The following is a 24863-nucleotide window of genomic DNA, read 5'->3' as shown; positions in this document are numbered from 1 at the left end:
GCTAAGTTCGGAATCGATAACCGCTGAAAGCATCTAAGCGGGAAGCGAGCCCTGAGATGAGTTTTCCCTGACGCTTTAAGCGTCCTAAAGGGTTGTTCAAGACTAGAACGTTGATAGGCAGGGTGTGTAAGCGCTGTGAGGCGTTGAGCTAACCTGTACTAATTGCCCGTGAGGCTTAACCATACAACACCCAAGGGGTTTTGATGGACTCAAAGATACAAACGCTTGAATGAGTTTGAAGAGAACAAGAAACAGCTTTCCGAATTTTAAAATTTGCTTGGCGACCATAGCATTGTGGACCCACCTGATTCCATGCCGAACTCAGAAGTGAAACACAATAGCGCCGATGGTAGTGTGGGGCTTCCCCATGTGAGAGTAGGACATCGCCAGGCTTTAAATTATGAACGACTTGTCAGCGACGACAAGTAGTCCACTGCGGAGTGGTAGTTCAGTTGGTTAGAATACCGGCCTGTCACGCCGGGGGTCGCGGGTTCGAGTCCCGTCCACTCCGCCACTTATNATTTGCTTGGCGACCATAGCATTGTGGACCCACCTGATTCCATGCCGAACTCAGAAGTGAAACACAATAGCGCCGATGGTAGTGTGGGGCTTCCCCATGTGAGAGTAGGACATCGCCAGGCTTTAAATTATGAACGACTTGTCAGCGACGACAAGTAGTCCACTGCGGAGTGGTAGTTCAGTTGGTTAGAATACCGGCCTGTCACGCCGGGGGTCGCGGGTTCGAGTCCCGTCCACTCCGCCACTTATTCGATAACCTCGCCTAGTGCGAGGTTTTTTCGAATCTAAAGTATACAAAGTTTTAGGGGTGTAGCTCCAATTGGCAGAGCAGCGGATTCCAAATCCGCGTGTTGGGAGTTCGAATCTCTCCACCCCTGCCACATTAAAAGGCTCTAGCAGAAATGCTAGAGCCTTTTTACTTTTCACAACTCCAAATTCCAGTCAACTATTCCCTCGTTTCGCTAGTTCTGATGAAATAATGTAAGTGCTTACTTATCTCAGCCTCATTTATTAATAGCCAAACCACAAACTTCATTTCTTTATGAGAATTATTCTCAATATTTTGTTACATTTTGGTCGTTATTACTAAAAGGCTACAAATATGGATATCTCTCGTCGTAAATTTATTCAATCATCTCTTGCTATATCGGCACTCACAGTACTTCCTGCTTGTTCAATGAAGCGATCTGTTGATGAGAAGGGAGGATATGTTTATGACTTAACTGCTGAGCCTTCGTCTGCTGAAATTGTACCTGGGTTTACTACTAACGTTTTGGGGTTCAATGGCCAGATCCCTGCGCCGACAATTCGCTGTCGGCAGGGCGAAAAAGTTACGATTCGTTTCACTAATAAACTATCAGAACCAACTACAATTCACTGGCATGGTTTAAGAATCCCTATCGAAATGGACGGGGTGCCTTTCTTGAGTCAGCCACCAATCATGCCCGGTGAAACGTTCGTCTATGAATTTACTCCGCCGGACGCGGGTACGTTCTGGTATCACCCACACATGAACAGTGTTAAACAACTTGGTATGGGCTTAGTTGGTCTAATTGTTGTTGAAGAGAGCACATCACCTCAGTTCGATGAAGAGCATGCTTTGATGCTTAAACACTGGCACCTTAATAAACAAGGTCAGTGGAAGGACTTAATGATCCCACGTCTTAGCGCTCGTATGGGCACTCCTGGGGAGTGGAGCAGTGTTAATGGAGTACATGAGCCTACTTATCAACTAAAGCAGCATGCAACGACTAGGCTTCGTATAGCCAATGTCGATAATACAATCACGTATCCTATCGCTGTTGAAGGTGCTGAGGCATGGGTTATTGCTATAGATGGTAACCCGATAAAGACACCTTATAAGCTGACTCAACACAAAATTGGTCCAGGTATGCGTGTCGACATCGGACTTATTGCTCCAAAGGCTGGCAAGCGTGTGAATGTGCTGCAAATGAAGGGACGTTTTCCTTTTTCCTTATGTGAGTTTGAGGTTGTAGATTCCGCGCTCATAGAAGGCCAAACACTTCCGCTATTACCTCTTAATCCTGTACCTAAGTTAGATCTCGCTAATGCAGAAGAGATCGATTTTGTGTTTGAGTGGGAAGGGGCGGTGTCGCCGGTTTCCAAAGACGGGAAATCCATGCCTAAGTTTTGGCTGACCAATAAAAGAGCCTGGGAGGGGATGAGTAAAGACAATATCCCAGAACCACTCGCTACATTAGAGCTCGGCAAGACTTATATATTCGATCTTAAGAATGTTACCCAATACCATCACCCGATCCATATACATGGTCATACGTTCACGGTACTTGAGTTAGATGGCAAAAAAATTGAGGAGCCTTTTCACACGGATACCGTGTTACTTGGAAAGAACGGCCGAGCGAAAGCGGCATTTGTAGCGGACAATCCCGGACGTTGGATGTATCACTGTCATGTGATTGAACATATGAAAACAGGACTGATGGGTTATATCGAAGTTAAGTGACACCTGTAACGTTTAATATTTGCGCATACATTCTTAGTTTCCATCCTCGCTTTTATCGGCTGTAAAGCTAGAATATAGGGACTGTTATTTGGGAGGATTCATGGGTCAGTTATCTATTTTAGGCTTTATTGCCATTGGTGGTGCATTTGGTGCTTGTTCACGTTATCTGATTTCAGAGCTGTGTGTACTACTGCTAGGGCGTGGTTTTCCTTATGGTACGCTAACTGTTAACGTGATTGGTTCTTTTATTATGGGTTTACTGATCGCTGCATTTGAAAATGAGATGGTTGCAACTGAACCATGGAGACAGATCATTGGCTTGGGCTTTCTTGGTGCTTTGACTACATTCTCAACTTTTTCGATGGATAACGTTCTTTTAATGCAGCAAGGCGCATTTTTCAAAATGGGACTAAACGTACTACTCAATGTGGTGTTAAGTATCTCTGCAGCATGGTTCGGCTTCCAACTTTTGATAAAGTCATAAAATCTTCTTACGATTTGTTAACAACTCGGCTTGGTTTATCCAAGCCGTTTTTATATACTCGATAGTACTTGTCGGAGTGCCATATGGCTGAGACCGTTAACTCGGGATCCGTTGAACCTGATCAGGCTAATACCTGCGAAGGGAACAAGAGTAGATATCTAACTAGAATCCCTCTAGAGATCTATCACCAGATCACAGCTGTATTTCTTACCGTGATCCCTCTTGTAGCATCAATCCGTCAAGCATTTTTATCCCAATAAATAATGGCTAAAAGCCAAGGAAAAATGCTATGTCGAGTCGTAAACGAGCAAGACTGGAAGCGAAGAATTTCATCGATTCTTTATCAGTACAACCTTATCCAAATTCAAAGAAAGCTTACATCCAAGGCTCTCGCGAGGACATTCAAGTCCCTGTACGAGAGATATCACTCGCTGATAGCCTTGTTGGTGGTACCAAAAAAGAGCCTGTATTTGAACCGAATGCACCTATTCATGTCTACGACACCTCCGGTGTTTATACCGACCCAACGCACGAGATAGACCTTTATAATGGCCTTCCAAAGCTAAGAGAACAGTGGATTGAAGAGCGTAGTGATACTGAACTATTAGATGATGTTAGCTCCGTGTACACCAAAGAGCGCTTAGAGGACGAAACCTTAGACGAGCTTCGTTACGGAAACCTACCTAGAATTCGTCGTGCGGCTGGCGAGCAATGTGTGACTCAGTTGCACTATGCTCGTAAGGGGATTATTACTCCTGAGATGGAATACATTGCTATTCGCGAGAATATGGGACGTCAGAAGTTCGCAGATGAGCAACTGAACCACCAACACCCTGGTCATAGTTTTGGCGCAAATCTTCCAAAAGAAATTACCCCTGAATTCGTACGTAAAGAGGTAGCTGAAGGTCGAGCTATTATCCCTTCAAACATCAACCACCCAGAATCAGAGCCGATGATTATTGGCCGTAATTTCCTCGTGAAAGTAAACGCAAATATCGGTAACTCTTCGGTAAGCTCTTCGATTGAAGAGGAAGTTGAGAAGCTGGTTTGGTCAACTCGCTGGGGCGGCGACACGGTGATGGACTTGTCGACTGGTCGAAATATTCATGAAACACGAGAGTGGATTCTACGTAATAGTCCAGTGCCAATTGGTACGGTCCCTATGTATCAGGCGCTTGAAAAAGTGAATGGCGTAGCCGAAGACCTTAACTGGGAAGTGATGCGTGATACCTTAATTGAGCAAGCAGAGCAGGGCGTCGACTACTTTACGATTCATGCTGGCTTGCTTCTTCGCTATGTCCCTATGACGGCTAAGCGTGTTACCGGCATTGTCTCTCGTGGTGGTTCTATCATTGCGAAATGGTGTCTTGCTCATCACCAAGAAAGCTTCTTATACACCCACTTCCGTGAAATTTGTGAGATATGTGCGAAGTACGATGTAGCACTTTCATTAGGTGATGGCCTACGTCCTGGTTCTATTGCTGATGCTAATGACGAGGCTCAGTTTGCTGAACTTCGCACCTTAGGTGAACTGACAAAAGTGGCGTGGGAATATGATGTACAGGTGATAATCGAAGGCCCTGGGCACGTTCCAATGCACATGATCAAAGAGAACATGGATGAGCAACTAGAGCATTGTCATGAAGCGCCTTTCTATACATTAGGCCCGCTTACTACAGACATTGCCCCTGGTTACGACCATATCACTTCTGGTATTGGTGCAGCGATGATCGGTTGGTACGGCTGTGCGATGCTTTGTTACGTGACTCCTAAAGAGCATTTAGGTTTGCCAAACAAAGAGGATGTGAAGACTGGTTTGATTACTTACAAGCTGGCGGCACACGCTGCTGATTTGGCAAAAGGGCATCCAGGCGCACAAATCCGTGACAATGCACTTTCTAAAGCGCGCTTTGAATTCCGCTGGGAAGACCAATTTAACCTAGCACTAGACCCGGATACAGCCCGCTCTTTCCATGATGAAACCTTGCCACAAGAATCAGGTAAGGTTGCGCATTTCTGTTCTATGTGTGGACCTAAGTTCTGCTCGATGAAGATTTCTCAGGAAGTGAGGGAGTACGCGAAAGACACAGAACAAGTAGCAGCGGATCAGGCCATTGAGATTAAGATGCTAGACAATCCGTTGGAAGGGATGCGTCAAAAATCACAAGAGTTCCGTGATACTGGCTCTGAACTTTACCATCCTGCCGTTGGTGCGAAAGAAGCTCAATTAGAGGAGTAATGACAGTGAAAATTCTAATCCCATCTCAATCTATTGAGTTAACGGGAGAGGTTCAACACTGTCTATTGGTTGCTAAGCGACAAGGTTTAGCAACCGATGCAGTTGAGTTGGGTGTCAGCCCAACTCAATACTTCTCTATCGTTGATTCTCATCACTCACTTGCTATTGGCTTTGCTTCCGATGTCGTTTCAGTTAAAGCGGCTCAGTTAAGCTCGCTTGATCATATCGTAAGTTATGACGAGTCTTTATCGCTGACAGATGTTCGCAATGCTTTAGCGCAATACCCTAATACGATACATGTTGGTGTAGCCGATGAGGCTGCGGTATTAGATATTTGGTCACACTTAAATGCCAATCGAGCTATCAAAAGTATTACCACTGACCATCAAGCAATAGATAGCCGCCATCACTTTGCGTGGTTCCTAACGCTATTAGCTCTAGATTTCCCACTAGAAGATGCACTGGTTCTTGCGCGCGCAGCGTCTAATGTTTCACGTGGAACATGGCCAAGCCATTACCAAGAGTTCCCAATTCCAGTGTTAGAAGACAAGCGTTTAGGTATTAGCGTTGGTTGGACTCATCAAGGAACGTCACTTTCATTCCCTGACTTGACGAAGAAAAGCCTTGGGCTATACCCAGTTGTCGATGATGTCGATTGGATTGAAAGGCTCCTTAAGCTTGGAATCAATACGGTACAACTGCGAATTAAGAACCCTCAGCAAGCTGACTTAGAGCAACAAGTCGCACGATCGATCGAACTTGGTCGAGAACATAACGCTCAGGTTTTTATCAATGACTATTGGCAACTTGCACTCAAGCATGGCGCTTTTGGTGTGCACTTGGGACAAGAAGATATTGAAGAGTCGAACCTTTCACAATTGAGTAAAGCGGGCATCAAGATAGGTCTATCGACGCATGGCTACTATGAGTTGTTACGCATCGTGCAAATAAACCCAAGTTACATCGCGTTAGGACATATTTTCCCAACCACTACGAAACAGATGCCATCCAAACCTCAAGGTTTGGTACGTTTATCTTTGTACCAACAGCTAATTGATACCATCCCATACACGGAAAAGCTTGTTGGTTATCCGACCGTGGCTATTGGTGGTATTGACCAATCGACGGCAGAGCAGGTATGGAATTGTGGTGTCTCCAGCCTCGCGGTAGTGCGTGCAATTACATTGGCGGAAGATCCAAAAGCGGTTATTGAGTTTTTCGAGGCTCTTATGAATGGCAACTCTTCAACCTTTACTGAAGAGGTTAGTCAGGAGTTGAGCCATGCTGAGTGACTTTGAATTTGTTCGCTATCAACGTCAAATTACATTACCTGAAATTGGTGAACAAGGACAAAGAAATCTACTAAACGGTCATGTGTTAGTGATTGGTTGTGGTGGTTTGGGGAATGCTGCGGCTCTTTATCTAGCGGCGTCTGGCATCGGAAAAATCGTACTGGTTGATGATGATTGTGTCGACTCGTCTAATCTACAACGACAGGTCGCGTTCAAAGAAAGCGATCTTGGTACAGCTAAAGTCGATGCACTGAAACTACAGCTGAGTGAGCTAAATGGTAGAAGCCAAGTTAGGACTATCAACAAGCGAATGGCAGAAAGCCAGTTAAAACTTGAAGTGATGCTAGCTGACGTTGTGTTGGACTGTACCGACAACTTCACGACACGCCAACAGGTTAACCAAGCGTGTTTCGAAGCTAACACACCATTGATATCGGGCTCCGCAATTGGTTGGAAAGGTCAGTTTGTTGTCTTCGATTACCAAAACCAGCAGGGGTGTTACCACTGCCTTTTCCCGTTTGACCACCATCCACAAACAACGCGTTGTAGTGACAGTGGCATCATTGGGCCTGTGGTCGGGACTATTGGAAACCTCCAAGCTCTTGCTGCTATTCAGCGCGTTAGCAGTGGCGAGTTTCAAGTGGCGACACATCAGCTCAAGCTGTTCGATGGTAAGAGCATGAACTGGCAAAACCTAATGGTCACGCAAGATATCGAGTGTCCGGTGTGCAATTCGTCAGTGACCAATAATTTAGAAGAAGAAGCACTATGAGCAACATAACTATTTCAATAAACGAGCAACCAGAGCGGGTCGCGCAATCATCTTCTCTTGCAGATATCATTCATTCGCTTTCGCTACCTGATTTAGGGTGTGTATTCGCTATCAATAACGCAGTTGTCCCACGCAGCCAGTGGCAACAAACCATCGTCAATGAAGGTGATTCTATCTCTCTTTTTCAAGCTATTGCAGGGGGCTAACCATGTTAACCATCGCAGATAAAACATTCCAATCAAGACTGTTCACTGGCACAGGCAAGTTCGCCAACAAGCATTTGATGGCGAGTGCTATCGAAGCTTCAGGTTCTCAACTGGCTACCATGGCACTGAAGAGAGTCGATATTCGTTCTGAACAAGACGATATCTTACAGCCCATTATTGATGCAGGCGTAAATCTACTTCCGAATACCTCTGGCGCGAAGAACGCGAAGGACGCCATTTTTGCTGCTCATTTAGCTCGTGAAGCGCTTGGCACCAATTGGCTAAAACTTGAAATTCACCCAGATCCAAAATATTTGATGCCAGACCCAATCGAGACACTTAACGCGGCTGAGCAACTGGTAAAAGATGGCTTCGTTGTTTTGCCTTATTGCCATGCCGACCCAGTGTTGTGTAAGCGCCTAGAGGAGGTTGGTTGTGCAGCTGTAATGCCGCTTGGTGCACCGATTGGTTCTAATAAAGGAATCGCTTCAGCCGACTTCTTAGAGATCATTATCGACCAAGCGAATGTCCCTGTGATTGTTGATGCTGGTATTGGTGCTCCGTCACATGCGGCTCGAGCAATGGAGATGGGTGCTGACGCTGTGTTAGTGAATACCGCGATTGCTGCTTCTCAACAGCCGGTTGAAATGGCGGTTGCTTTTAAGTTGGCCGTTGAAGCGGGACGTATGGCTTATCTTGCTGGTCTCGCAGGCCAAGTGTCTCATGCGGTTGCTTCCAGCCCGCTAACTTCATTCCTAGACGAGTAGTATTACTATGACGTTTGTTGATCGATTTAAACAGCTCAACTGGGATGACATTGGTATGTCGATCTTCAGTAAAACGGCAGCGGATGTTGAATGTGCCCTGAGTAAACCCAAACGAGACTTAGAAGACTTTAAGGCTTTGATCTCTCCGGCGGCAGAGCCTTACTTAGAGCAGATGGCACAACAATCGTTGGCGCTAACACGTAAGCGATTTGGCAACACGATGTCGCTTTATATTCCTTTGTATCTATCTAACTTGTGTGCGAATGCGTGTACGTATTGTGGTTTTTCGATGGAGAACCGCATCAAGCGTCGTACGTTAACTTTAGATGAAATTGATGCTGAGAGCGCAGCCATCAAAAAGATGAAGTTCGATAGCGTGTTGTTGGTTACCGGCGAACATGAAACGAAAGTTGGTATGAAATACTTTCGTGAGGTGTTGCCGAATATTAAAGCGCAATTTAATTACCTCGCGATGGAAGTGCAGCCGCTTGATCAAGATGACTACGCGGAGCTTAAAACACTAGGCTTAGACGCCGTGATGGTTTACCAAGAAACATATAGCCCAAGCACCTACGCTGAACACCACTTGCGTGGTAGCAAAATGGATTTTGAATACCGGCTTGAAACGCCCGATCGTTTGGCAAAGGCGGGTATTGATAAGATAGGTATCGGTGCTTTGATTGGCTTAGAAGATTGGCGAACGGACTGCTTCTTCGTGGCTGCTCACCTGGATTACTTAGAGCGAACGTATTGGCAAACGCGCTACTCGATTTCATTCCCACGTCTTCGTCCTTGTGAGGGTGGTTTGCAACCTAAGTCGATCATGAGTGACAAGCAGTTGGTACAGCTTATCTGTGCTTATCGACTATTAAACCCTGAGGTTGAGTTGTCTCTTTCGACTCGTGAGTCTGCAACGTTCCGCGATAATGTGCTGCCGTTAGGTATCACTAGCATGTCTGCGGCATCAAAAACGCAACCTGGTGGGTATGCCTCTGGTGAGGAAGAGCTCGAGCAATTTGAGATAAGTGATGAGAGAAGTGCTGCTGATGTTGAAGCCATGATTCGTCAACGTGGCTTCGATCCGGTGTGGCGAGATTGGCACAGCGCTTACTCTGGCTAACCCATTGATTGGTTGATGTTCCACGTGAAACATCAGTAATGTGATATCGACACATAAAAACGGCTACCAAAAGGTAGCCGTTTTCGTATCTAACTTAGCTAAAATGGTTTGGCTAAGTTGCCTATCTAGTAAGGCATTAAGCGTGAGCTAGTGGCGTTGTTGCTTGGCGTAGCCATTCTAACGTATCACCTTCAACTAGTGGGCTAACATCGTTCCACACTTTTTGGTGGTAATCGTTTAGCCAAGCAAGTTCCGGACGTGTCAGTAGATCGACGTTGATGTTGCGCTTATCGATAGGGCAACGTGTTAGCGATTCAAACGTTAGCACTGAGAAGTCGCCTTGAGTTGGAAGTTCAACAACCAGCTCTAAGTTTTCGATGCGGATACCAAATTCATCAGCACGGTAGTAACCCGGCTCGTTTGATAACACCATACCTTCAACAAGCGGAACGTCGATTAGCTTTTTGGAGATGCTTTGCGGACCTTCATGAACACTTAGGAAGTGGCCAACACCGTGACCAGTACCGTGGTCATAGTCGAAGCCTTCCGCCCATAAGTGCTGACGCGCTAGGATATCCAGTTGGAAACCACGAGTACCTTGTGGGAAGCGTGCGCGTGCAATTCCGATGTGACCCTTAAGTGCAAGAGTGAACTGTTGAATCATCTCTTCGCTTGGCTGGCCAATGGCGATAGTACGTGTGATGTCTGTTGTGCCATCTAGGTACTGACCGCCTGAATCGACTAGGTACAGAGTATTCATTTCTAGCTGACCCGGCTCAGGCTGGTTCTCATGGTTGTAGTGACACATGGCTGCGTTTCCGCCTGCCGCTGAAATTGTGTCGAAACTTAGGTCCATCAGGGTTGGATCTTGCTCACGGAATGACTGTACTTTGTCAGCTAATACCGCTTCGTTATGCAGGTTACCTTGCGCGACTTCTGCATCAATCCAAGATAGGAATTTTGCCATCGCCACGCCATCACGGATGTGACATGCTTTCATGCCTGCAATTTCAGTTTCGTTCTTCGCGGCTTTTGGCATTAGGCATGGGTCAGCGGCTTCAATGATATGAGCACCAGCATTTTGTAGAACAAGCGTGTACCAAGCATTGCTTGTGCCTGAATCAACTGACACATTCTTACCCTCTAAAGATTGAAGGCGAGCTTCAAGCTCTGATGGGTGAGAAACACGAATACCATTACCAACGTGTGCTTCGAAGCCTGCAGGGATACGAGCTGGGTCTAAGAAGAAATCGACACTTTCATCGGCGTGAATGATGGCGTTAGATAACACGACTGGTAGACGAGATACGTCTAAACCACGAATGTTGAGTAACCAGCAGATTGAATCCAATTCAGTAAGGATAGCGGCATCAGCACCTTTGGATTTTAGTAGACCTGCAATTTCAGCGCGTTTGCTTTCACTTGATTGGCCAACGGCGTCAGTTGCCATGAGGCGAACGTCAGATACAACAGGCTCTGGGCGATCAGACCAAAGCTCATCAATAGGATTTGTCGCTAACGTTGTAAGTTCTACTTTATCAGCTAGTTTAGCTTGGGCGCCTTTCAACCAAGCGGCTGTGTGCATGCGTGGGTCAAACGCAACTTTACTGCCTTGCGCTAGTGAATTGATGATCCAATCTAAAGCTGGTTCTTCAATAAGGTGGCGATACTCAAATAGCTCACCAGGTACTTGTTTGCGAACCTGAACGGTATAGCGACCATCAACAAAAATCGCCGCGTTTTCACGTGTGATAACAGCCGCACCTGCAGAACCAGTGAAACCGGTTAGCCAGTGAAGTCGCTCGTTATGAGCTGGAACGTATTCACCTAGGTATTCATCTTCGTGTGGAATGATAACAGCATCTAGGTGGTTTGCTTCAAGCCAAGCTCGAACCGCAGTAACGCGTTCCGCAGTGATATTGTGCATCTGTGTTTATCCTTATTGTTAGGGTCCTTGTTAACACTCACAGCCGATATACCTGTGAGGGGACTTATTAGGTCAATAAGCTAGCGCTTTTGTTCGTTTGCTGCAAACGCTGTACGCCATTTTTATCTAAGGTGCAGAGTTTTTTCTTTGATGATATCTCGCAGCCAAGTTAAGGCTGGGTCGTTTTCTCTATCACGGTGCCAAAACAGAGTGTATGCCATTGGTGGAAATTCCATTGGCAGAGGCACAACCACTAAGTCGAGCTGCTTCGCAACAAGATGGGTGAAGTGGCTTGGTGCGGTAAATACAAAGTCGGTGTAGGTACATAGGCTCGCCGCGCTGTTGAAGTCGGGCACTGAGATAGCGATGTCGCGTTGATGACCGAGGTCAGCCAACTTGTAGTCGAGTAGCCAACGATCGTTACCATCACACCTTACTTGAACATGGCGCTGTGCCAGATAGGTTTCTAGATCCCATTGACCACTTAAAGCGGGGTGGTTGCGCCTCAATACGCACATCTGCGCGTCGCGGTAGATCTCTTGCTCGCAGATATCATCTGGTGGCAGCATTGTCAGGCGTGCATCGTTGATGTCGATGTCTTTGCCTGTGAGGCCGATATCTAACTCACCAAGTTGTAACTTTTTAAAGGTTTGTTCTGTCCAAGCGTGGGTGTTGATATTTACTTTTGGTGCTTGGCGAAAGATCGCTGGTAAGAAGTGAGGAAGAATCAACGGGTAGACACTTTCAACTGCTGCAATATGAAAACTGTGGTCACTGTTGTTGGGAATGAATGTCTCAGGCTGGGTAAGCACATCAAGTTGATTGATCAGTGTTTCCAATCGTGGTTTTAGGAATACCGCTTTGGGTGTTGGGCGTAGGCCGTGTGCACTTCGCGTAAAAAGAGGATCATTAAATTGTTCGCGAAGTTTGGCCAATGACTTACTCACGGCTGACTGGCTTAGGCACAATCGATGCGCAGTGCGCGTAACACTCAACTCTTCCATTAGCACCTGCAAGCAAACGAGCAGATTGAGGTCGAGGCGCGATAGTTTATCGAGATTCATGTGAGTTTCCTTATTGGAATAATGCTAATGATTATATGCCATTTTTGTTCATATCTTTAGTTGGTTATTATGTACTTAAATTAACTCATCCGGAGAATCTTGTGCCTTCTAACGCGCTTCCAACCCCTAGTAAACTGCAGGTTGCTTTATTGGCAATGCTGGTTCTTTTTAGCCCTTTGGCTATTGATATCTATCTACCAGCTCTGCCACAGATTTCGACAGCGTTTCACGTGGAACATGCACTAGCACAAGATACGATTACTTGGTTTTTGTTTGCTATGGGTGTCGGCCAACTATTTGCCGGTCCTTTGGCGGATAAGCTAGGACGTCGAACCGTTGCATTGGGAGGTGTTAGTATCTATGCATTGAGTGCTTGCTTGGCGTGGGCAGCTCAATCGATTGATATGATGCTAATAGCTCGGCTGCTACAAGGCTTAGGAGCTTGTGCGACTTCTGTGGCAGCCTTTGCAACGGTTCGCGATCTATTTGGTCCAGAGAAGAGCGGCCGAATGATCAGCTACCTTAATGGTGCTATTTGCTTCATTCCTGCATTGGCACCGATTCTTGGCGCTTGGCTAACTCATCAATTTGGCTGGCGTTCGAACTTCAGCTTTATGGCGGGTTTTGCAGTCGTTGTCGGTACTATCTTATTCTTCCAAATGAAAGAGTCGAACCCGGTGACGGAAAAGGTAGCGGTGTTCAAACTAGAGCGCTACTGGTCAGTATTAAAAACACCTTCATTCCTATTCCACGCAACTCTATGTTTGATGGCGATGGCGGTGATTCTCGCTTATGTAACCTCAGCACCGGTGGTGTTGATGGAGAACCTTGGCTTAACCATGAAAGAGTTTACCTTCTGGTTCGGAGTGAATGCAGCGATTAACATCGCGGCTGCATTTACGGCTCCTAAATTTATGGACCGCTTTGGTACCTATAAAGCACTGGTGGTTGGTATCTCAATGCTAGGTTTAGCGGGCGTGATTATGTTGGTGCTTGCAGAGCATGCGACTCCAATCGCATTCATGCTTCCTATCTTCTTATCATCGGTTGGCTTTGCTTGGATTCTAGGTGCGGCTGCTGGTAAAGCGTTGGAACCATTTGGTGACCGTGCAGGTACAGCAGCAGCGCTATTAGGTTTATTCCAAATGAGTGGTTCGGGCTTACTTGTCGGCACCATGCAACGCCTTGATTTAACGTCACAAGAGATGATTGCGTTACAAATGTTCCTGATTGTTCCTGCGCTATTCGTGTTGGCGAGCAAGTCTGGTAAGTCGTGGCATGCAACGTTTGCAAAGGCATAAGCAATAAGGGTGGCAAAATATACAAATGGCGGTTTGCGAAACGTTAAAACATGGTATATTTGTCACTCATTGAAACGTAAGTCTCCAACGGAAAAATACTGTAATGTCATTAACAACCTACGAAATGGCGCGCGTCTTAGAACAAATGGAAGATGCACCTGAAAAGGTTATGTTTGGTAAATTGCTTAAAGAGCTAGGCAACCAAAGTGAAGAGCGTATTCGCAGTGCGGCAAAACAAGTTCCAATCGATACTTTGCGAGATATCATCTACCAATTTCAACGTGTGGTAGAGTCTCGTAAAGGTGAACAAGTTCAGCTATTAGCAAAAGAGCTAGCAGAGCAAGGCATCTCGGCTGAAGAGCTTCAGGCTTTTCTAGAAAAGTAAGCTTACCCCAGTTAAAAAAGAAACCACTCAATTGAGTGGTTTTTTGCGTTTGGGGATATCTATCTTTTAGTTAGCCTCTAAATTGCGCCTTCAAAACTCTATCTAGTGAAAACGGTCCAGCACCCCATACGATGACGATAAGAATCATCAATCCCCAAAGTTGGTGGTCGTAGAAGCCTTGATCCCACAGTACTGGATAAGAAACGACAGCAATAATGTTGAAAACAAACAGAGCGGCGGCCGTCGGGCGTGTTAACAAACCAAGCGCTAAGAATACCGGTAGGATTAATTCAGCAGCTGTTCCCATATAGGCTGCTAACTCCCACGGTAATAGAGGCACCTGATATTCCAATTCAAACAAGTAGAGAGTGCTATCCCAGGTCGCTATCTTAGTCAGCCCTGAGTTGAAGAATACCCACGCTACCCAAAGGCGACAGAAAAGAAGTAGCACAGGGACGAAAAGTGCCTGAGATTTCTCAATCAAATTGTCGTATTGAGCCATCATGTTAGTGACTGTGTTGTTATCCATATTATGTCTCCAATTCATCATTGATTGAAAAACCTGAGATGACGTTGAGCGCCATGACAGCATTCAGATGTTGCAGTAGTGAAGGTGTTACTTCTCCGAGCGCTTTACCAGATTGAAGCTCAATCAGCAGTTGGTGGCACTCCTTGGTTAGGCAATGGCTTTCGAGCTGTGAATTCTCAGCTCGGATTATTATTCCAAACTCTGCGCGATTGATGTCTAACCCTTCCAGTTGCTGTTGGTAGATAGCGTGTTCAAGCGCTAATACGGCATAGCAAGAATCGAATAGCGTTACCGAATACTTGAGGTGGAAAACCAAGGCGCCTTGCTGCTCTTGTGGCACGGAAGCTAAACAGGAGAGAGGCTGTTGATTCGGGGGAGTTGCACACGCGTGTCTCGCTAAACTGTCCTTTTGCCATTCATAGCGTGCCACTTCACTAAGATAAGGTGCAGCCTCTACAACCGAAGGAAAGGCTTGTATGGTTTGTTCGAAGTGCTCGCCATAACCACCGACATCTCCAGAGGTCGATGGGTAACTAAGAACATGTTGACGCGCCATTTGTTGGAAGCATTCCTCACCAACTAACATCTCAGTCAGTGGGTAAGTCGCAGCGAGAACTTCGCTTAAGCTAATCACAAAGTTATTGCGGTAAATTTGAATGCGTTGCTGATCGCTAAAATGATCGCTCACGATGTCGCAGTGCTCGCCGTCACTGTGATAGCGCAGTGCATTCGCAAACTCGGATTGAACATCCGCTAGGGAGTAGCTCATGAGGCGCGACTCCTTTGATTGTCATGTTGATATAGCTTTTCACTGGCTTTGGCTGCTTCTGCCAATAGAATTTGTGGCTCTGGAATATCTAAATCCCACTCAATCAAGGTGTGGCGAGAGCCATGTTGCTCTATCCACTGAGTGTAAAGTTGCCACACTTCATCACAGACGGGTTTGCTGTGCGTGTCTATCCAAATCTCACCTTGTTCGAGCTTCTTTTTGGTAAAACCTGCCAAGTGAATCTCTTCCACTTGGTTTGCTGGTATGCCATTGAGATACTCTTCACAGCTAAAACCATGATTAAACGATGAGACGAAAATATTGTTGAAATCGAGCAGTAAGCGACACTCGGTGCGCTTTTGTACCTCAGTCAAAAACTCCCATTCTGGAATCGTTGAATGCTTGAAGGCAAGGTAGCTTGATGGATTCTCAATTAACATTGGACGTTGCAAACTGTCTTGCACCTCAATGACGTTACGGCAGAAGACGTCCAACGCTTCTTCGGTATAAGGTAGCGGTAGCAGGTCATTGAAGTAGTGACCGCCAGTTTGGCTCCAACTCAAATGATCAGAAACCAAGAAGGGTTCGATATCATCAATAAGTGCTTTGAGTTGCAGCAAGTGCTGTTGGTTGATTCGTTCAACAGAACCAAGCGACAACCCGACACCATGACAGCTTATGTGGTGATGATGGCGAATCTCTCGGAGTTGTTGGCGCTGTGAAGAATGGGGTAAGAAGTAGTTTTCGCTGTGAACCTCTAACCAACTTACCAAATCAGAATTCTGGTTGAAGAAATCTAAGTGCGGTGTTCTAAGGCCAACCCCTACGTTGGGGTGAAGAGTTTGAGTCACAACGATTCTCCTTATAGGTAGTGGAGGTGAGCTGGTATTCAGCTCACCGTACTTAGTGGTTCAGCTATGCCTTCAAGGCATTATGATGATTGAGTGCTACCACCAGTTAACTTGCCACATAGTCCTTTAGGAACGACCACGAATGCATCGGATTGGTTGTCTTCTTTTGCTGTACCAGCACATGAACTTGTTTTAGTTGCACAGTCGTTTTGGCCAGCTTTTGATACGCCATAGCATTTTTCTTTCGCTGCTGCTTCCGCAGGTGCTGATGTAAGAACGGCACCGCCAAACGCTAGTACACTTGTGATTGCAGCTGTAACAGCAAGATTAGAATTTTTCATAGTCATTCCCTCTAGACTTAATAGTATTTACACATCGCAGGTTAATGAGTTGTTAACTTGCTTACTAAAAAGGATAGGAACAACCAGAAAATAATTTCACAGTATTATAAAAAATATCAAAATTAGTGATGATTAGGCTGTTAAGTGTTTGATTGGGTGATGTTATTTTTTGATTGTTTTTTCTTCTTAATATTCTAAACGCAGCCTAGTGTTTAGGTTATAATCAACTTTTATGTATAAATACCCAGTAGTGAGCATATCCAATGATAGATCCTTCGCTTTTACTCGATGGCCTAAACGACAAACAACGTGAGGCGGTCGCAGCACCTTTAGAAAACCTACTTATTCTGGCTGGTGCTGGTAGTGGTAAAACGCGAGTGTTGGTGCATCGTATCGCTTGGCTGCAGAGCGTCGAGCAAGCATCGCCGTTCTCTATTATGTCAGTAACCTTCACCAATAAAGCAGCGGCAGAGATGCGTGGTCGTATTGAAGAGTTGATGATGGGTAGCTCGTCAGGCATGTGGAACGGTACCTTCCATGGTATTTGTCACCGTATTCTGCGTGCTCACTACCTAGATGCAAAATTGCCAGAAGATTTCCAGATCATTGATTCCGATGATCAGATTCGTCTACTGCGCCGCTTAATCAAAGCGCAAAACCTCGATGAAAAGCAGTGGCCTGCTAAGCAAGCTTCGTGGTGGATCAATGGCAAGAAAGATGAAGGCCTGCGTCCGAGCCACATTGATGCCTACCATGATCCAGTCACTCAAACATGGTTAAAGATTTACTCGGCTTATCAAGAAGCGTGTGACCGTGCTGGATTGGTGGATTTTGCTGAGATTTTGCTGAGATCACATGAGCTACTGCGCGACAAGAAACACATTCGTGAGCACTACCAAGCCCGCTTTAAGCATATTCTGGTCGACGAATTCCAAGATACCAACAACATCCAATATGCTTGGCTGCGTATGATGGCGGGTCCTGATTGTCGAGTGATGATCGTAGGTGATGATGACCAATCTATCTATGGCTGGCGTGGTGCAAAAATCGAGAATATTCAGAAGTTCTTGGATGAATTCCCGGGCGCTTCAACCATTCGATTAGAGCAAAACTACCGTTCAACCAAAACCATCTTGCAAGCATCGAACGAGCTTATCTCAAACAACACCGAGCGAATGGGTAAAGAGTTGTGGACCGATGGTAACGATGGTGAGCCAATCTCCGTCTACTCCGCTTACAACGAGCTTGATGAAGCCCGCTTCACGGTAAGTAAGATTAAAGAGTGGCAAGAGAAAGGTGGTGCACTCGAAGATACCGCGATGCTTTATCGTAATAACGCCCAATCTCGTGTTCTGGAAGAAGCGTTGATTCAAGCTGGCTTACCATACCGAATCTATGGTGGCATGCGATTCTTCGAACGTCAGGAGATCAAAGATGCGTTGAGCTACCTGCGTTTAATGGGTAACCGTAACGATGATGCCGCTTTTGAACGTGTGGTTAATACGCCAACACGTGGCTTGGGCGACAAGACTCTCGAGACGATTCGATTTGCAGCGCGTGACCGTGGTGCGACGATGTGGCAAGCGAGTATCGCTTTGTTGGAAGAACAAGTACTGCCGGGGCGTGCAGCGGGTGCCTTAAGCCGCTTTATCGAGTTAATTAATGCCCTTGAAGACGACACGTTAGAGCTGAACTTACATGAGCAAACCGACCATGTGATTAAATCTTCAGGTCTATTTGCGATGTACGAGCAGGAGAAAGGCGAGAAATCGAAAGCGCGTATTGAGAACTTGGAAGAGTTGGTAACAGCAACTCGTCAGTTTGAGAAGCCTGAAGAAGCTGATGAGATGAGCATGCTAACAGCATTCTTAACGCACGCAGCTTTGGAAGCAGGTGAAGGTCAGGCTGATGAGTTTGATGATGCGGTTCAGCTTATGACTCTACACAGTGCTAAAGGTCTAGAGTTCCCAATGGTGTTCATGGTTGGTGTCGAAGAAGGTATGTTCCCAAGCCAGATGTCTGCTGAAGAAGCGGGGCGTTTGGAAGAAGAGCGTCGCCTATGTTACGTAGGCATGACCCGTGCGATGGAGAAACTGTACATTACTTACGCAGAGATGCGTCGTTTGTATGGACAAGACAAATACCACAAACCATCACGCTTTATTCGTGAACTGCCAGAAACCTGTCTGGATGAAGTGCGTATGAAAGCACAGGTCAGTCGCCCTGCGAGCAGTGGTCGCTTTAGCCAAACTGCAGTCAAAGAGAACTTTAATGAAACAGGCTTTAGCTTAGGTTCTCGCGTGAAGCACCCTAAGTTTGGTGAAGGGACTATCATCAACTTTGAAGGAAGTGGTCCACAGAGCCGAGTACAAGTGGCGTTTAATGGGGAAGGCATTAAGTGGTTAGTAACGGCTTACGCGCGTTTAGAGCAGCTTTAACTTGTTACTTCGACATCTAATAATCGTTCATTATTGAAAACAAAAAGAGCAGCCAATGGCTGCTCTTTTTTTATTGCGTATCGCTTTAAGCGATCACAATACATGACTGACTAGAAGAGAGTTTACAGTGCTGCAAGTGCCGCTTCGTAGTTTGGCTCTTCAGTGATCTCTGCAACCAACTCGCTGTGTGTTACCACACCTTTTTCATCAACTACAACAACCGCACGTGTTGTCAGGCCTGCTAGTGGGCCTTCAGCAATTGCTACGCCGTAGTCAGATGCGAACTCAGGTGAACGGAAAGTCGAAGCGTGTTGAACGCCTTCAATACCTTCAAGCTCGCAGAAGCGACCTGCAGCAAATGGGAGGTCAGCAGAAATACAAACAACAACTGTGTTCTCAAGTTCAGCCGCTTTTGCGTTGAACGTACGTACGCTCGTTGCACAAGTTGCTGTGTCGATGCTTGGGAAGATGTTTAGAACCACTTTCTTACCTGCAAGAGAAGCAAGAGTCAGTTCAGAAAGGTCGCCTGCAGTTAGTGCAAAGCTTGGTGCCTGCTCGCCAGTTTGTGGGAATGTGCCAGATAGCGGTACAGCTGCGCCTTTGAAGGTAACGTGTGACATGAATTTGTCCTTAATTTAATTATGGTTATGAAACTAGTTGAGCCTAGTAAGGCTTACGTTACTCGGAAGCGGCGAAGAAGTGAATGGTTTAAGTGTCAGAATTGTAATTAAGTTGAAGCGTTTCTTAGATTCGAGGAGGGAATGAAACAGCAATCGATAAGAGACAGATAAAGAAAAACCCCGAGAGCTTGCGCTCATCGGGGTCTATAGTCTTACTCGCAGCAATCCGGCTACTAAGTGTGCTCCATGCATCAAATCCATGATAGTGTGCTGTTATCCTTCAGCGTATTCCTTTCGTCGCCTTCCTAGCGGTGTCCTTGATCTTATCCTGATCTGCCAACAATCCTCGTTAGCGCGCGTCACTTGTTCCTTGAGCGGTGTCCTTTACATCGTCCTGATGTTCAGTCCTTTCCTCATCCAGAGGTGTCCATTGTCTTTCCTTAGTAGCAACCATCCTAGTTACTATTGCGTCCATTCAATGTCCATTTCGCTATCCATGCCGATTATTCATCCTGAGTAATCGAATCTTCATCCTGAAGATAACCAAGTCCTTGGCGTTTCCTGTTCCGTGTCAGCATCCTTCCGACACCATCCATACTACCGATTCCTTATTTATCAGCAATGGTGCATAAGTGAATTTCTATATAATTATTTGAACGATAAATGTACGTATTGTTTTATTTCAATTGGTTACGATATCTTAGTGCTTAAATTCGCAGTTAAATATCGATATTTACTCACTGCCTTGTGAGAGATCTCGCACAAGACAGGGAGTAAAAAGGGAGTATTTTCTCTTATTGGCCGATGGCTGCGCCTTCACGACGAGGGTCTGCTGCACCTTCTAGACCATCTTTTGTGATGCGAATAGCGTGTAAACCGGAGTTAAGATCGCGAATGTTAACTTCAAATCCCATCTTTTCGAGCTCAGGTTTAAAGTTTTCCGCCCATGTTCCTTTTTCCAGATCTAGCGTGCCGAAGCGGTTTAGGAAGTGCGGTTGGTTGATCGCTTGCTGGATATCCATGTCCCACTGGGTATGAGCAATGATCGCTTGCGCTACATAGCCTATGATGCGGCTACCACCTGGAGAACCAATCGCCATGTAAGGCTTATCGTCTTGCATGATGATAGTCGGTGCCATTGAAGAGCGTGGACGCTTACCTGGCTCAAGTCGGTTTGCGATAGGTTTGCCATCGTTGTGGGTCTTGAACGAGAAGTCGGTCAGTTCGTTGTTCAGTAGGAAGCCTCTTACCATCAAGCGTGAGCCAAATGCATTCTCAATGGTGGTGGTCATCGATACGACATTGCCTTCGCTATCGACAATATTGAAGTGGCTAGTGGACGGCAGTTCAATAGATACATCTTGGCTGCGCAGCATTGCGTGATCCCACGGCGGGGTGCCTGATGGCGCACTCTCTAGAGCCTTACCTGCGGTAATTAACTGGGCACGTTCCTGCAAATAGTCAGTATTCACTAACCCTTGAGCTGGCATTGGTACGTAATCTTGGTCTGCCATGTACATACCTCGGTCTGCGAAGGCTAGGCGAGAAGCGTCCGCTAACACTTGCCAAGATCTCGCATCGTTTGGCCCCCAGGATTTGAGGTCAAACTGCTCTGTCATCGCTAAGATTTGTCCAACCGTTAATGCACCTGAACTTGGTGGCCCCATGCCACAGATATCGTAGCTTTCATAAGCTGAACAAACCGGCTCACGTTGTTTGATTGAGTAGGTGTCAAAGTCTTTTTGTGCCAATACACCCGGATTGCCTTTGGCGGTTTGTACCGTGTTAATGATATCGGCAGAAATCTCACCTTGGTAAAATGCCTTAGCACCATCTTTTGAAATTGCATTCAATGTTGCAGCGTATTCTGGGTTCTTAAGTACTGTGCCTGCGGCTTTTGGACTGCCATCGGCATTAAAGAAGTAAGCTTTGGTTGTGGCAAAACGGCTCAGTCGTTCTTGGTCATTTTCAATTAAGGTGGCCAAACGTGGGCTGATGGTAAAACCTTTCTCAGCCAGTTGAGCAATAGGTTTGATCAGCGATGTCCATTCTAACTTGCCGTATTTCTGGTGAGTGTCCCACAACAATTGCACTGTGCCCGGTGTAGCAACAGAGCGACCACCAACAACTGCATCATAAAACTTAAGCGGTTGACCGTTTTCGTCTTGGAATAGACGTGGTGTCGCATCAAGTGGTGCGGTTTCACGGCCATCGTAGGTTTTAAGCTGTTTGTCCTTTCCATCAAAATAAACAAGGAAGGCGCCACCACCAATACCGGATGACTGTGGCTCAACTAAGCCAAGCATCAGCTGCACTGCAACCATGGCATCAATCGCGTTACCACCACGAGCAAGTACATCGGCACCAGCTTGGGTTGCCAGAGGGTTGGCTGCGGTAACCATCCAATCGTTAGCTTTTACGAGTTGCTTGGTTTCTAAACCACTACTTTGTTCGGGAGCGACGGAATCGGCAGCTTGATTTGCCCAACTGACGTGAGAGGCAAAAAGTAGGGTAGAAGTGGCGAGGGTTGTTAGTTTTGTTTTCCACTGCATGATCTTCTCCTTTTAATATGCAGAGCTAGATTGGCAGTGGAAAGATAAGATAGCCAGTGCGTTGTCAACGAATTGTAATCTTGATTCGAATTTAAGCGATTAAACCAGACAGCGACTGCCAAAGAATACTGACGCCAATAAGGCTGAACACAACACCACATAAGCCATCAATGTAGACTGTCGCTTCACTTAGTTTCTTTTGCAGTGCCTTCGTAGAAAGCATCCACGCTAATAGAGAGAACCAGAATAGTGATAGGCCGAATAGGATCAGCAGTGCAAACCCTTTCCCTGAAAGCGACATGTCAGCCGGTACCAAGCTCGACATCAAACTGATGAAGAACACTAACGCCTTGGGATTAAGAATATTGGTCGCAAAGCCTTTAGAAAATGCCTGACGTTTATTGGTCAGAATCAGATCTTTCGAATTGACCGTGTCTGTCTCTTCTTCGTGGTGGCTAATGAGTTGCCATGTTGCTTTTAACGCACCAAAGCCGAGATACAGTAAGTAGCTGCCGCCAGCCAATTGCATGAGCGCAAAAAGAGTTGGGTGCTGGTGGACTAGGTAACTGATGCCCGTCAGGCTCAGCAATGAATGCAGTAAGATCCCGCAAGACAGTCCGAGAGCAATGTATAAGCCAGTTTGTCGCCCGTGGCGTGTTGCGTTTTGTACCACAAGTGCAAAGTCAGGACCTGGGCTCATCAAAGCGATAAAGTGGATAGAGGCGAGGGTGACTAATATGGTGACTTCATTCATATCTGTTCCAATAACTGGGTTGTTCTGTTGAGAGTTGTTGAGCGCAGCTTACCGTGATTTCGATTCTCTCAATTGTAAATTATCAACACTTAGTTAATTTTCGATGGAGAAACACCAAATGCGGTCTTAAATGCTTTTGAGAAATGGGCTTGATCGTAGAAACCCACTTGATGGGCAACCTCGGTTCCGCCGACACCTGATTTAATCAATCTCATACCTTGCTCCATGCGTAAGCGGCTTAACCATGCATAAGGGGTGATGCCCATTTTGTTCTTAAAATGACGCTGAAATTGAGTCGTTGTCAGGTCACACAGCTCAGAAAGTTGCTCTAAGCGCACCGGCTGGTCAAGGTTTGCCATTAAATAGTCTTTGAGTGTATTCACTGATTGAGTACCAAGCTTCACCTGAGTTTTCGATCCAAACTGCGCGTAACGATCAACAATCGTCGAAAAACCTTCGAATGGCAGGCAATCTTGGGCGAGTTGACTGATATTTGGATTGATAAGTAGTCCATGAAGGTTACGCAATTGTAAAAAAAGTTGCTTGATCGGAGAGGATCAACTCAGAAAAGCTCAAAGCGTGACCATTTTGGCCGTGATCGGCAAGATCGCCAAACCATTGAGGTGAGACTGAAAATACACTTACTTGGTAACCCGATTCGAGCTTTGAATGACCATCATGCAGCTCATCAGGTGGCATCATCACCACTTGTCCGGCGCCTGCGTGGTAACTCGTCCCGTTATAGACAAACTTTTGCTGCCCTTGGGTGATTAGGCCGATATGAAAGTCCAAATGATAGTGGCGCTGAAAGGCAAACTCTTGGTATTGAGCTTGGATCAGGCTGATATCTTGGCTAGATGTCGAGTAGTAGTGGACTTTATCCATGGCATAAAAAAGCTTGGTCAAATTATCATCAATTCAACCAAGCTTATCTCTGTATCTTTAGATTGTCTTGTAAAAAACGATCAGTGTTAGCTTTTCGCTTGCTTACTCTTCTTGTTATTACGCAGACCGTCGAAGCTGAAGATCACCAGTGCGCCCCAAATGAAAGCAAAGGTAATTGCCTTATCCATGGTAAAGGCTTCACCGTAGATCAACACGGCAAGCAAGAACATCAAGCTAGGGCCAATGTATTGGAAGAAGCCCAATGTCGAAAGCTTGAGTCTGGTTGCTGCACCCGTGAAGCAAAGCAGTGGCAGAGTGGTAATTACCCCAGCAGCGACCAGCAGTAAATTTAGCTGCATTGGATTCGCTAAGAAATCAGAAGTTGCTGTGTCTGCAATGAATAACAAGTAGATCGCCGCCGCTGGCAGCATCACTAAGGTCTCAATAAACAAGCCAGTCTGCGCTTCTAGGTTCACTTTCTTACGGAGCAAGCCATAGAAACCAAAAGAAAAGGCCAGTGCAATAGCGACAACTGGAATCGAACCAAAGGCGATTAGCTGGATAAGCACACCGATAGCCGCAAGCGCCACCGCACACCATTGAAGCTTTCTCAGACGCTCCCCAAGGAAGAACATCCCAAGCAATACGTTAATCAAAGGGTTGATGTAGTAGCCAAGGCTGGCATCCAGCATATGATTGGCATTGACTGCCCAGATGAAGATCAGCCAGTTAGCGCCCACCAAGAGAGAGGTTGCCACCAAAAACATCATTTTCGGTTTTGAAGTCAGAGTATCGCGCACTTTGCGCCAACCACGACCAACGTGCAGCAGTAAAGCGAGTAGGAAAAAGGACCATACTACACGGTGGCTCAGGATCTCGAGAGGGGATACTTCACTGAGAGATTTGAAGTATATGGGAGCGATTCCCCACATGGTGTACGCGCCAATCGCAAGCAGTATTCCTTGGCGTGTACGCTGTTGTTCGTCTTGTGTCATGTCACTTTCTCTGGCACGAAGTGCTTATTAATAGGATTTATATTGAGAGTTGGTCAGTATAGGAGCGTT

Annotated in this window: 21 protein-coding genes, 3 tRNA genes, 3 rRNA genes, 1 pseudogene and 1 riboswitch; of the genes and pseudogenes, 17 read left to right on the top strand and 11 right to left on the bottom strand. The window is 46.1% G+C overall.

Annotated features, from left to right (window positions below):
• The 14 genes from L1D55_RS20380 to thiH all read left to right on the top strand — a co-directional run.
• Positions 1-183 (top strand): 23S ribosomal RNA (locus L1D55_RS20380); the annotation flags it as partial.
• A gap of 93 nt (positions 184-276) precedes the next feature.
• Positions 277-392: ribosomal RNA gene (rrf, locus tag L1D55_RS20375) — 5S ribosomal RNA — on the top strand.
• A 45-nt stretch (positions 393-437) separates the two neighbouring features.
• A tRNA-Asp gene (locus L1D55_RS20370) sits at positions 438-514 on the top strand.
• A gap of 11 nt (positions 515-525) precedes the next feature.
• Positions 526-641 (top strand): 5S ribosomal RNA (gene rrf / locus L1D55_RS20365).
• 45 nt (positions 642-686) lie between these two features.
• Positions 687-763 (top strand) — tRNA-Asp (locus L1D55_RS20360).
• A gap of 59 nt (positions 764-822) precedes the next feature.
• Positions 823-899: transfer RNA gene (locus L1D55_RS20355), tRNA-Trp, on the top strand.
• A 221-nt stretch (positions 900-1120) separates the two neighbouring features.
• Positions 1121-2503 carry a multicopper oxidase family protein gene (locus tag L1D55_RS20350; RefSeq protein WP_239918641.1) on the top strand — a complete coding sequence of 461 codons (1383 nt, stop codon included), beginning with the start codon at positions 1121-1123 and terminating at the stop codon, positions 2501-2503.
• 100 nt (positions 2504-2603) lie between these two features.
• Complete coding sequence (crcB, locus tag L1D55_RS20345; RefSeq protein ID WP_239918640.1) at positions 2604-2987, top strand: fluoride efflux transporter CrcB; 384 nt, start codon at positions 2604-2606, stop codon at positions 2985-2987.
• A gap of 62 nt (positions 2988-3049) precedes the next feature.
• Positions 3050-3148, top strand: a riboswitch (TPP riboswitch).
• A gap of 128 nt (positions 3149-3276) precedes the next feature.
• Positions 3277-5226 (top strand): phosphomethylpyrimidine synthase ThiC, encoded by a 1950-nt coding sequence (gene thiC / locus L1D55_RS20340; RefSeq protein WP_239918639.1) that lies wholly within the window; start codon positions 3277-3279, stop codon positions 5224-5226.
• Positions 5226-6518 carry a thiamine phosphate synthase gene (locus tag L1D55_RS20335; protein WP_239918638.1) on the top strand — a complete coding sequence of 431 codons (1293 nt, stop codon included), beginning with the start codon at positions 5226-5228 and terminating at the stop codon, positions 6516-6518. The genes thiC and L1D55_RS20335 overlap by 1 nt, the downstream gene beginning before the upstream one ends.
• Complete coding sequence (locus L1D55_RS20330) at positions 6508-7290, top strand: HesA/MoeB/ThiF family protein (protein WP_239918637.1); 783 nt, start codon at positions 6508-6510, stop codon at positions 7288-7290. The genes L1D55_RS20335 and L1D55_RS20330 overlap by 11 nt, the downstream gene beginning before the upstream one ends.
• Complete coding sequence (gene thiS / locus L1D55_RS20325; RefSeq protein WP_239918636.1) at positions 7287-7496, top strand: sulfur carrier protein ThiS; 210 nt, start codon at positions 7287-7289, stop codon at positions 7494-7496. Before L1D55_RS20330 ends, thiS begins: the two co-directional genes overlap by 4 nt.
• A gap of 2 nt (positions 7497-7498) precedes the next feature.
• Positions 7499-8263, top strand: a complete 765-nt coding sequence (locus L1D55_RS20320; protein ID WP_239918635.1) for a thiazole synthase — start codon at positions 7499-7501, stop codon at positions 8261-8263.
• Between the two features lie 7 nt (positions 8264-8270).
• Entirely contained in the window at positions 8271-9383 is a 1113-nt protein-coding gene (gene thiH, locus L1D55_RS20315) for a 2-iminoacetate synthase ThiH (RefSeq protein WP_239918634.1), read from the top strand.
• 136 nt (positions 9384-9519) lie between these two features.
• Here thiH and L1D55_RS20310 read toward each other — a convergent pair whose 3' ends face one another.
• Complete coding sequence (locus tag L1D55_RS20310; RefSeq protein WP_239918633.1) at positions 9520-11310, bottom strand: aminopeptidase P family protein; 1791 nt, start codon at positions 11308-11310, stop codon at positions 9520-9522.
• A 122-nt stretch (positions 11311-11432) separates the two neighbouring features.
• Complete coding sequence (locus tag L1D55_RS20305; RefSeq protein ID WP_239918632.1) at positions 11433-12374, bottom strand: LysR substrate-binding domain-containing protein; 942 nt, start codon at positions 12372-12374, stop codon at positions 11433-11435.
• Positions 12375-12475: 101 nt separating this feature from the next.
• On the opposite strand from L1D55_RS20305, the gene L1D55_RS20300 reads away from it, so the two are divergent.
• Entirely contained in the window at positions 12476-13675 is a 1200-nt protein-coding gene (locus L1D55_RS20300; RefSeq protein WP_205416594.1) for a multidrug effflux MFS transporter, read from the top strand.
• A 103-nt stretch (positions 13676-13778) separates the two neighbouring features.
• Entirely contained in the window at positions 13779-14060 is a 282-nt protein-coding gene (locus L1D55_RS20295; RefSeq protein ID WP_004741210.1) for a hypothetical protein, read from the top strand.
• A 70-nt stretch (positions 14061-14130) separates the two neighbouring features.
• Here the strand turns inward: L1D55_RS20295 and L1D55_RS20290 are convergent, their stop codons facing one another.
• The 4 genes from L1D55_RS20290 to L1D55_RS20275 form a co-directional block, all read right to left on the bottom strand.
• Positions 14131-14589, bottom strand: a complete 459-nt coding sequence (locus tag L1D55_RS20290) for a DoxX family protein (RefSeq protein ID WP_239918631.1) — start codon at positions 14587-14589, stop codon at positions 14131-14133.
• Position 14590: 1 nt separating this feature from the next.
• The gene (locus L1D55_RS20285; protein WP_239918630.1) at positions 14591-15358 is read right to left on the bottom strand and encodes a DNA-binding domain-containing protein; all 768 of its coding nucleotides are present in this window, start codon (positions 15356-15358) and stop codon (positions 14591-14593) included.
• Positions 15355-16209 (bottom strand): DUF692 domain-containing protein, encoded by an 855-nt coding sequence (locus L1D55_RS20280; protein WP_239918629.1) that lies wholly within the window; start codon positions 16207-16209, stop codon positions 15355-15357. Before L1D55_RS20280 ends, L1D55_RS20285 begins: the two co-directional genes overlap by 4 nt.
• A gap of 80 nt (positions 16210-16289) precedes the next feature.
• Complete coding sequence (locus tag L1D55_RS20275) at positions 16290-16550, bottom strand: DUF2282 domain-containing protein (RefSeq protein ID WP_004741206.1); 261 nt, start codon at positions 16548-16550, stop codon at positions 16290-16292.
• A gap of 263 nt (positions 16551-16813) precedes the next feature.
• Between L1D55_RS20275 and uvrD the strand changes: the two genes are divergently transcribed.
• Positions 16814-18988, top strand: a complete 2175-nt coding sequence (uvrD, locus tag L1D55_RS20270) for a DNA helicase II (protein ID WP_008221520.1) — start codon at positions 16814-16816, stop codon at positions 18986-18988.
• Between the two features lie 122 nt (positions 18989-19110).
• Here uvrD and tpx read toward each other — a convergent pair whose 3' ends face one another.
• From tpx to rarD, 5 genes and pseudogenes are all read right to left on the bottom strand, one after another.
• Positions 19111-19608, bottom strand: a complete 498-nt coding sequence (gene tpx, locus L1D55_RS20265) for a thiol peroxidase (RefSeq protein WP_004741204.1) — start codon at positions 19606-19608, stop codon at positions 19111-19113.
• A 794-nt stretch (positions 19609-20402) separates the two neighbouring features.
• Positions 20403-22160 carry a gamma-glutamyltransferase gene (gene ggt, locus L1D55_RS20260; protein WP_239918628.1) on the bottom strand — a complete coding sequence of 586 codons (1758 nt, stop codon included), beginning with the start codon at positions 22158-22160 and terminating at the stop codon, positions 20403-20405.
• A gap of 91 nt (positions 22161-22251) precedes the next feature.
• Complete coding sequence (locus L1D55_RS20255) at positions 22252-22914, bottom strand: LysE family translocator (RefSeq protein WP_004741201.1); 663 nt, start codon at positions 22912-22914, stop codon at positions 22252-22254.
• A gap of 89 nt (positions 22915-23003) precedes the next feature.
• Positions 23004-23799: pseudogene (locus L1D55_RS20250) on the bottom strand (AraC family transcriptional regulator).
• A gap of 86 nt (positions 23800-23885) precedes the next feature.
• The gene (gene rarD, locus L1D55_RS20245) at positions 23886-24794 is read right to left on the bottom strand and encodes an EamA family transporter RarD (protein WP_102423285.1); all 909 of its coding nucleotides are present in this window, start codon (positions 24792-24794) and stop codon (positions 23886-23888) included.
• Positions 24795-24863: the final 69 nt, after the last annotated feature.

Origin of the sequence: Vibrio sp. Isolate22 (assembly GCF_022398115.1) — a bacterium.
Lineage (GTDB): Bacteria > Pseudomonadota > Gammaproteobacteria > Enterobacterales > Vibrionaceae > Vibrio.
This window is presented reverse-complemented; position numbering and strand designations above follow the sequence as displayed.

Bases quoted from the DNA above. Each gene is read 5' to 3' on its own strand.
- L1D55_RS20350 (WP_239918641.1), top strand. From the start codon at position 1,121: ATGGATATCTCTCGTCGTAAATTTATTCAATCATCTCTTGCTATATCG.
- crcB (WP_239918640.1), top strand. From the start codon at position 2,604: ATGGGTCAGTTATCTATTTTAGGCTTTATTGCCATTGGTGGTGCATTT.
- thiC (WP_239918639.1), top strand. From the start codon at position 3,277: ATGTCGAGTCGTAAACGAGCAAGACTGGAAGCGAAGAATTTCATCGAT.
- L1D55_RS20335 (WP_239918638.1), top strand. From the start codon at position 5,226: ATGACAGTGAAAATTCTAATCCCATCTCAATCTATTGAGTTAACGGGA.
- L1D55_RS20330 (WP_239918637.1), top strand. From the start codon at position 6,508: ATGCTGAGTGACTTTGAATTTGTTCGCTATCAACGTCAAATTACATTA.
- thiS (WP_239918636.1), top strand. From the start codon at position 7,287: ATGAGCAACATAACTATTTCAATAAACGAGCAACCAGAGCGGGTCGCG.
- L1D55_RS20320 (WP_239918635.1), top strand. From the start codon at position 7,499: ATGTTAACCATCGCAGATAAAACATTCCAATCAAGACTGTTCACTGGC.
- thiH (WP_239918634.1), top strand. From the start codon at position 8,271: ATGACGTTTGTTGATCGATTTAAACAGCTCAACTGGGATGACATTGGT.
- L1D55_RS20310 (WP_239918633.1), bottom strand. From the start codon at position 11,310: ATGCACAATATCACTGCGGAACGCGTTACTGCGGTTCGAGCTTGGCTT.
- L1D55_RS20305 (WP_239918632.1), bottom strand. From the start codon at position 12,374: ATGAATCTCGATAAACTATCGCGCCTCGACCTCAATCTGCTCGTTTGC.
- L1D55_RS20295 (WP_004741210.1), top strand. From the start codon at position 13,779: ATGTCATTAACAACCTACGAAATGGCGCGCGTCTTAGAACAAATGGAA.
- L1D55_RS20290 (WP_239918631.1), bottom strand. From the start codon at position 14,589: ATGGATAACAACACAGTCACTAACATGATGGCTCAATACGACAATTTG.
- L1D55_RS20285 (WP_239918630.1), bottom strand. From the start codon at position 15,358: ATGAGCTACTCCCTAGCGGATGTTCAATCCGAGTTTGCGAATGCACTG.
- L1D55_RS20275 (WP_004741206.1), bottom strand. From the start codon at position 16,550: ATGAAAAATTCTAATCTTGCTGTTACAGCTGCAATCACAAGTGTACTA.
- uvrD (WP_008221520.1), top strand. From the start codon at position 16,814: ATGATAGATCCTTCGCTTTTACTCGATGGCCTAAACGACAAACAACGT.
- tpx (WP_004741204.1), bottom strand. From the start codon at position 19,608: ATGTCACACGTTACCTTCAAAGGCGCAGCTGTACCGCTATCTGGCACA.
- ggt (WP_239918628.1), bottom strand. From the start codon at position 22,160: ATGCAGTGGAAAACAAAACTAACAACCCTCGCCACTTCTACCCTACTT.
- L1D55_RS20255 (WP_004741201.1), bottom strand. From the start codon at position 22,914: ATGAATGAAGTCACCATATTAGTCACCCTCGCCTCTATCCACTTTATC.
- rarD (WP_102423285.1), bottom strand. From the start codon at position 24,794: ATGACACAAGACGAACAACAGCGTACACGCCAAGGAATACTGCTTGCG.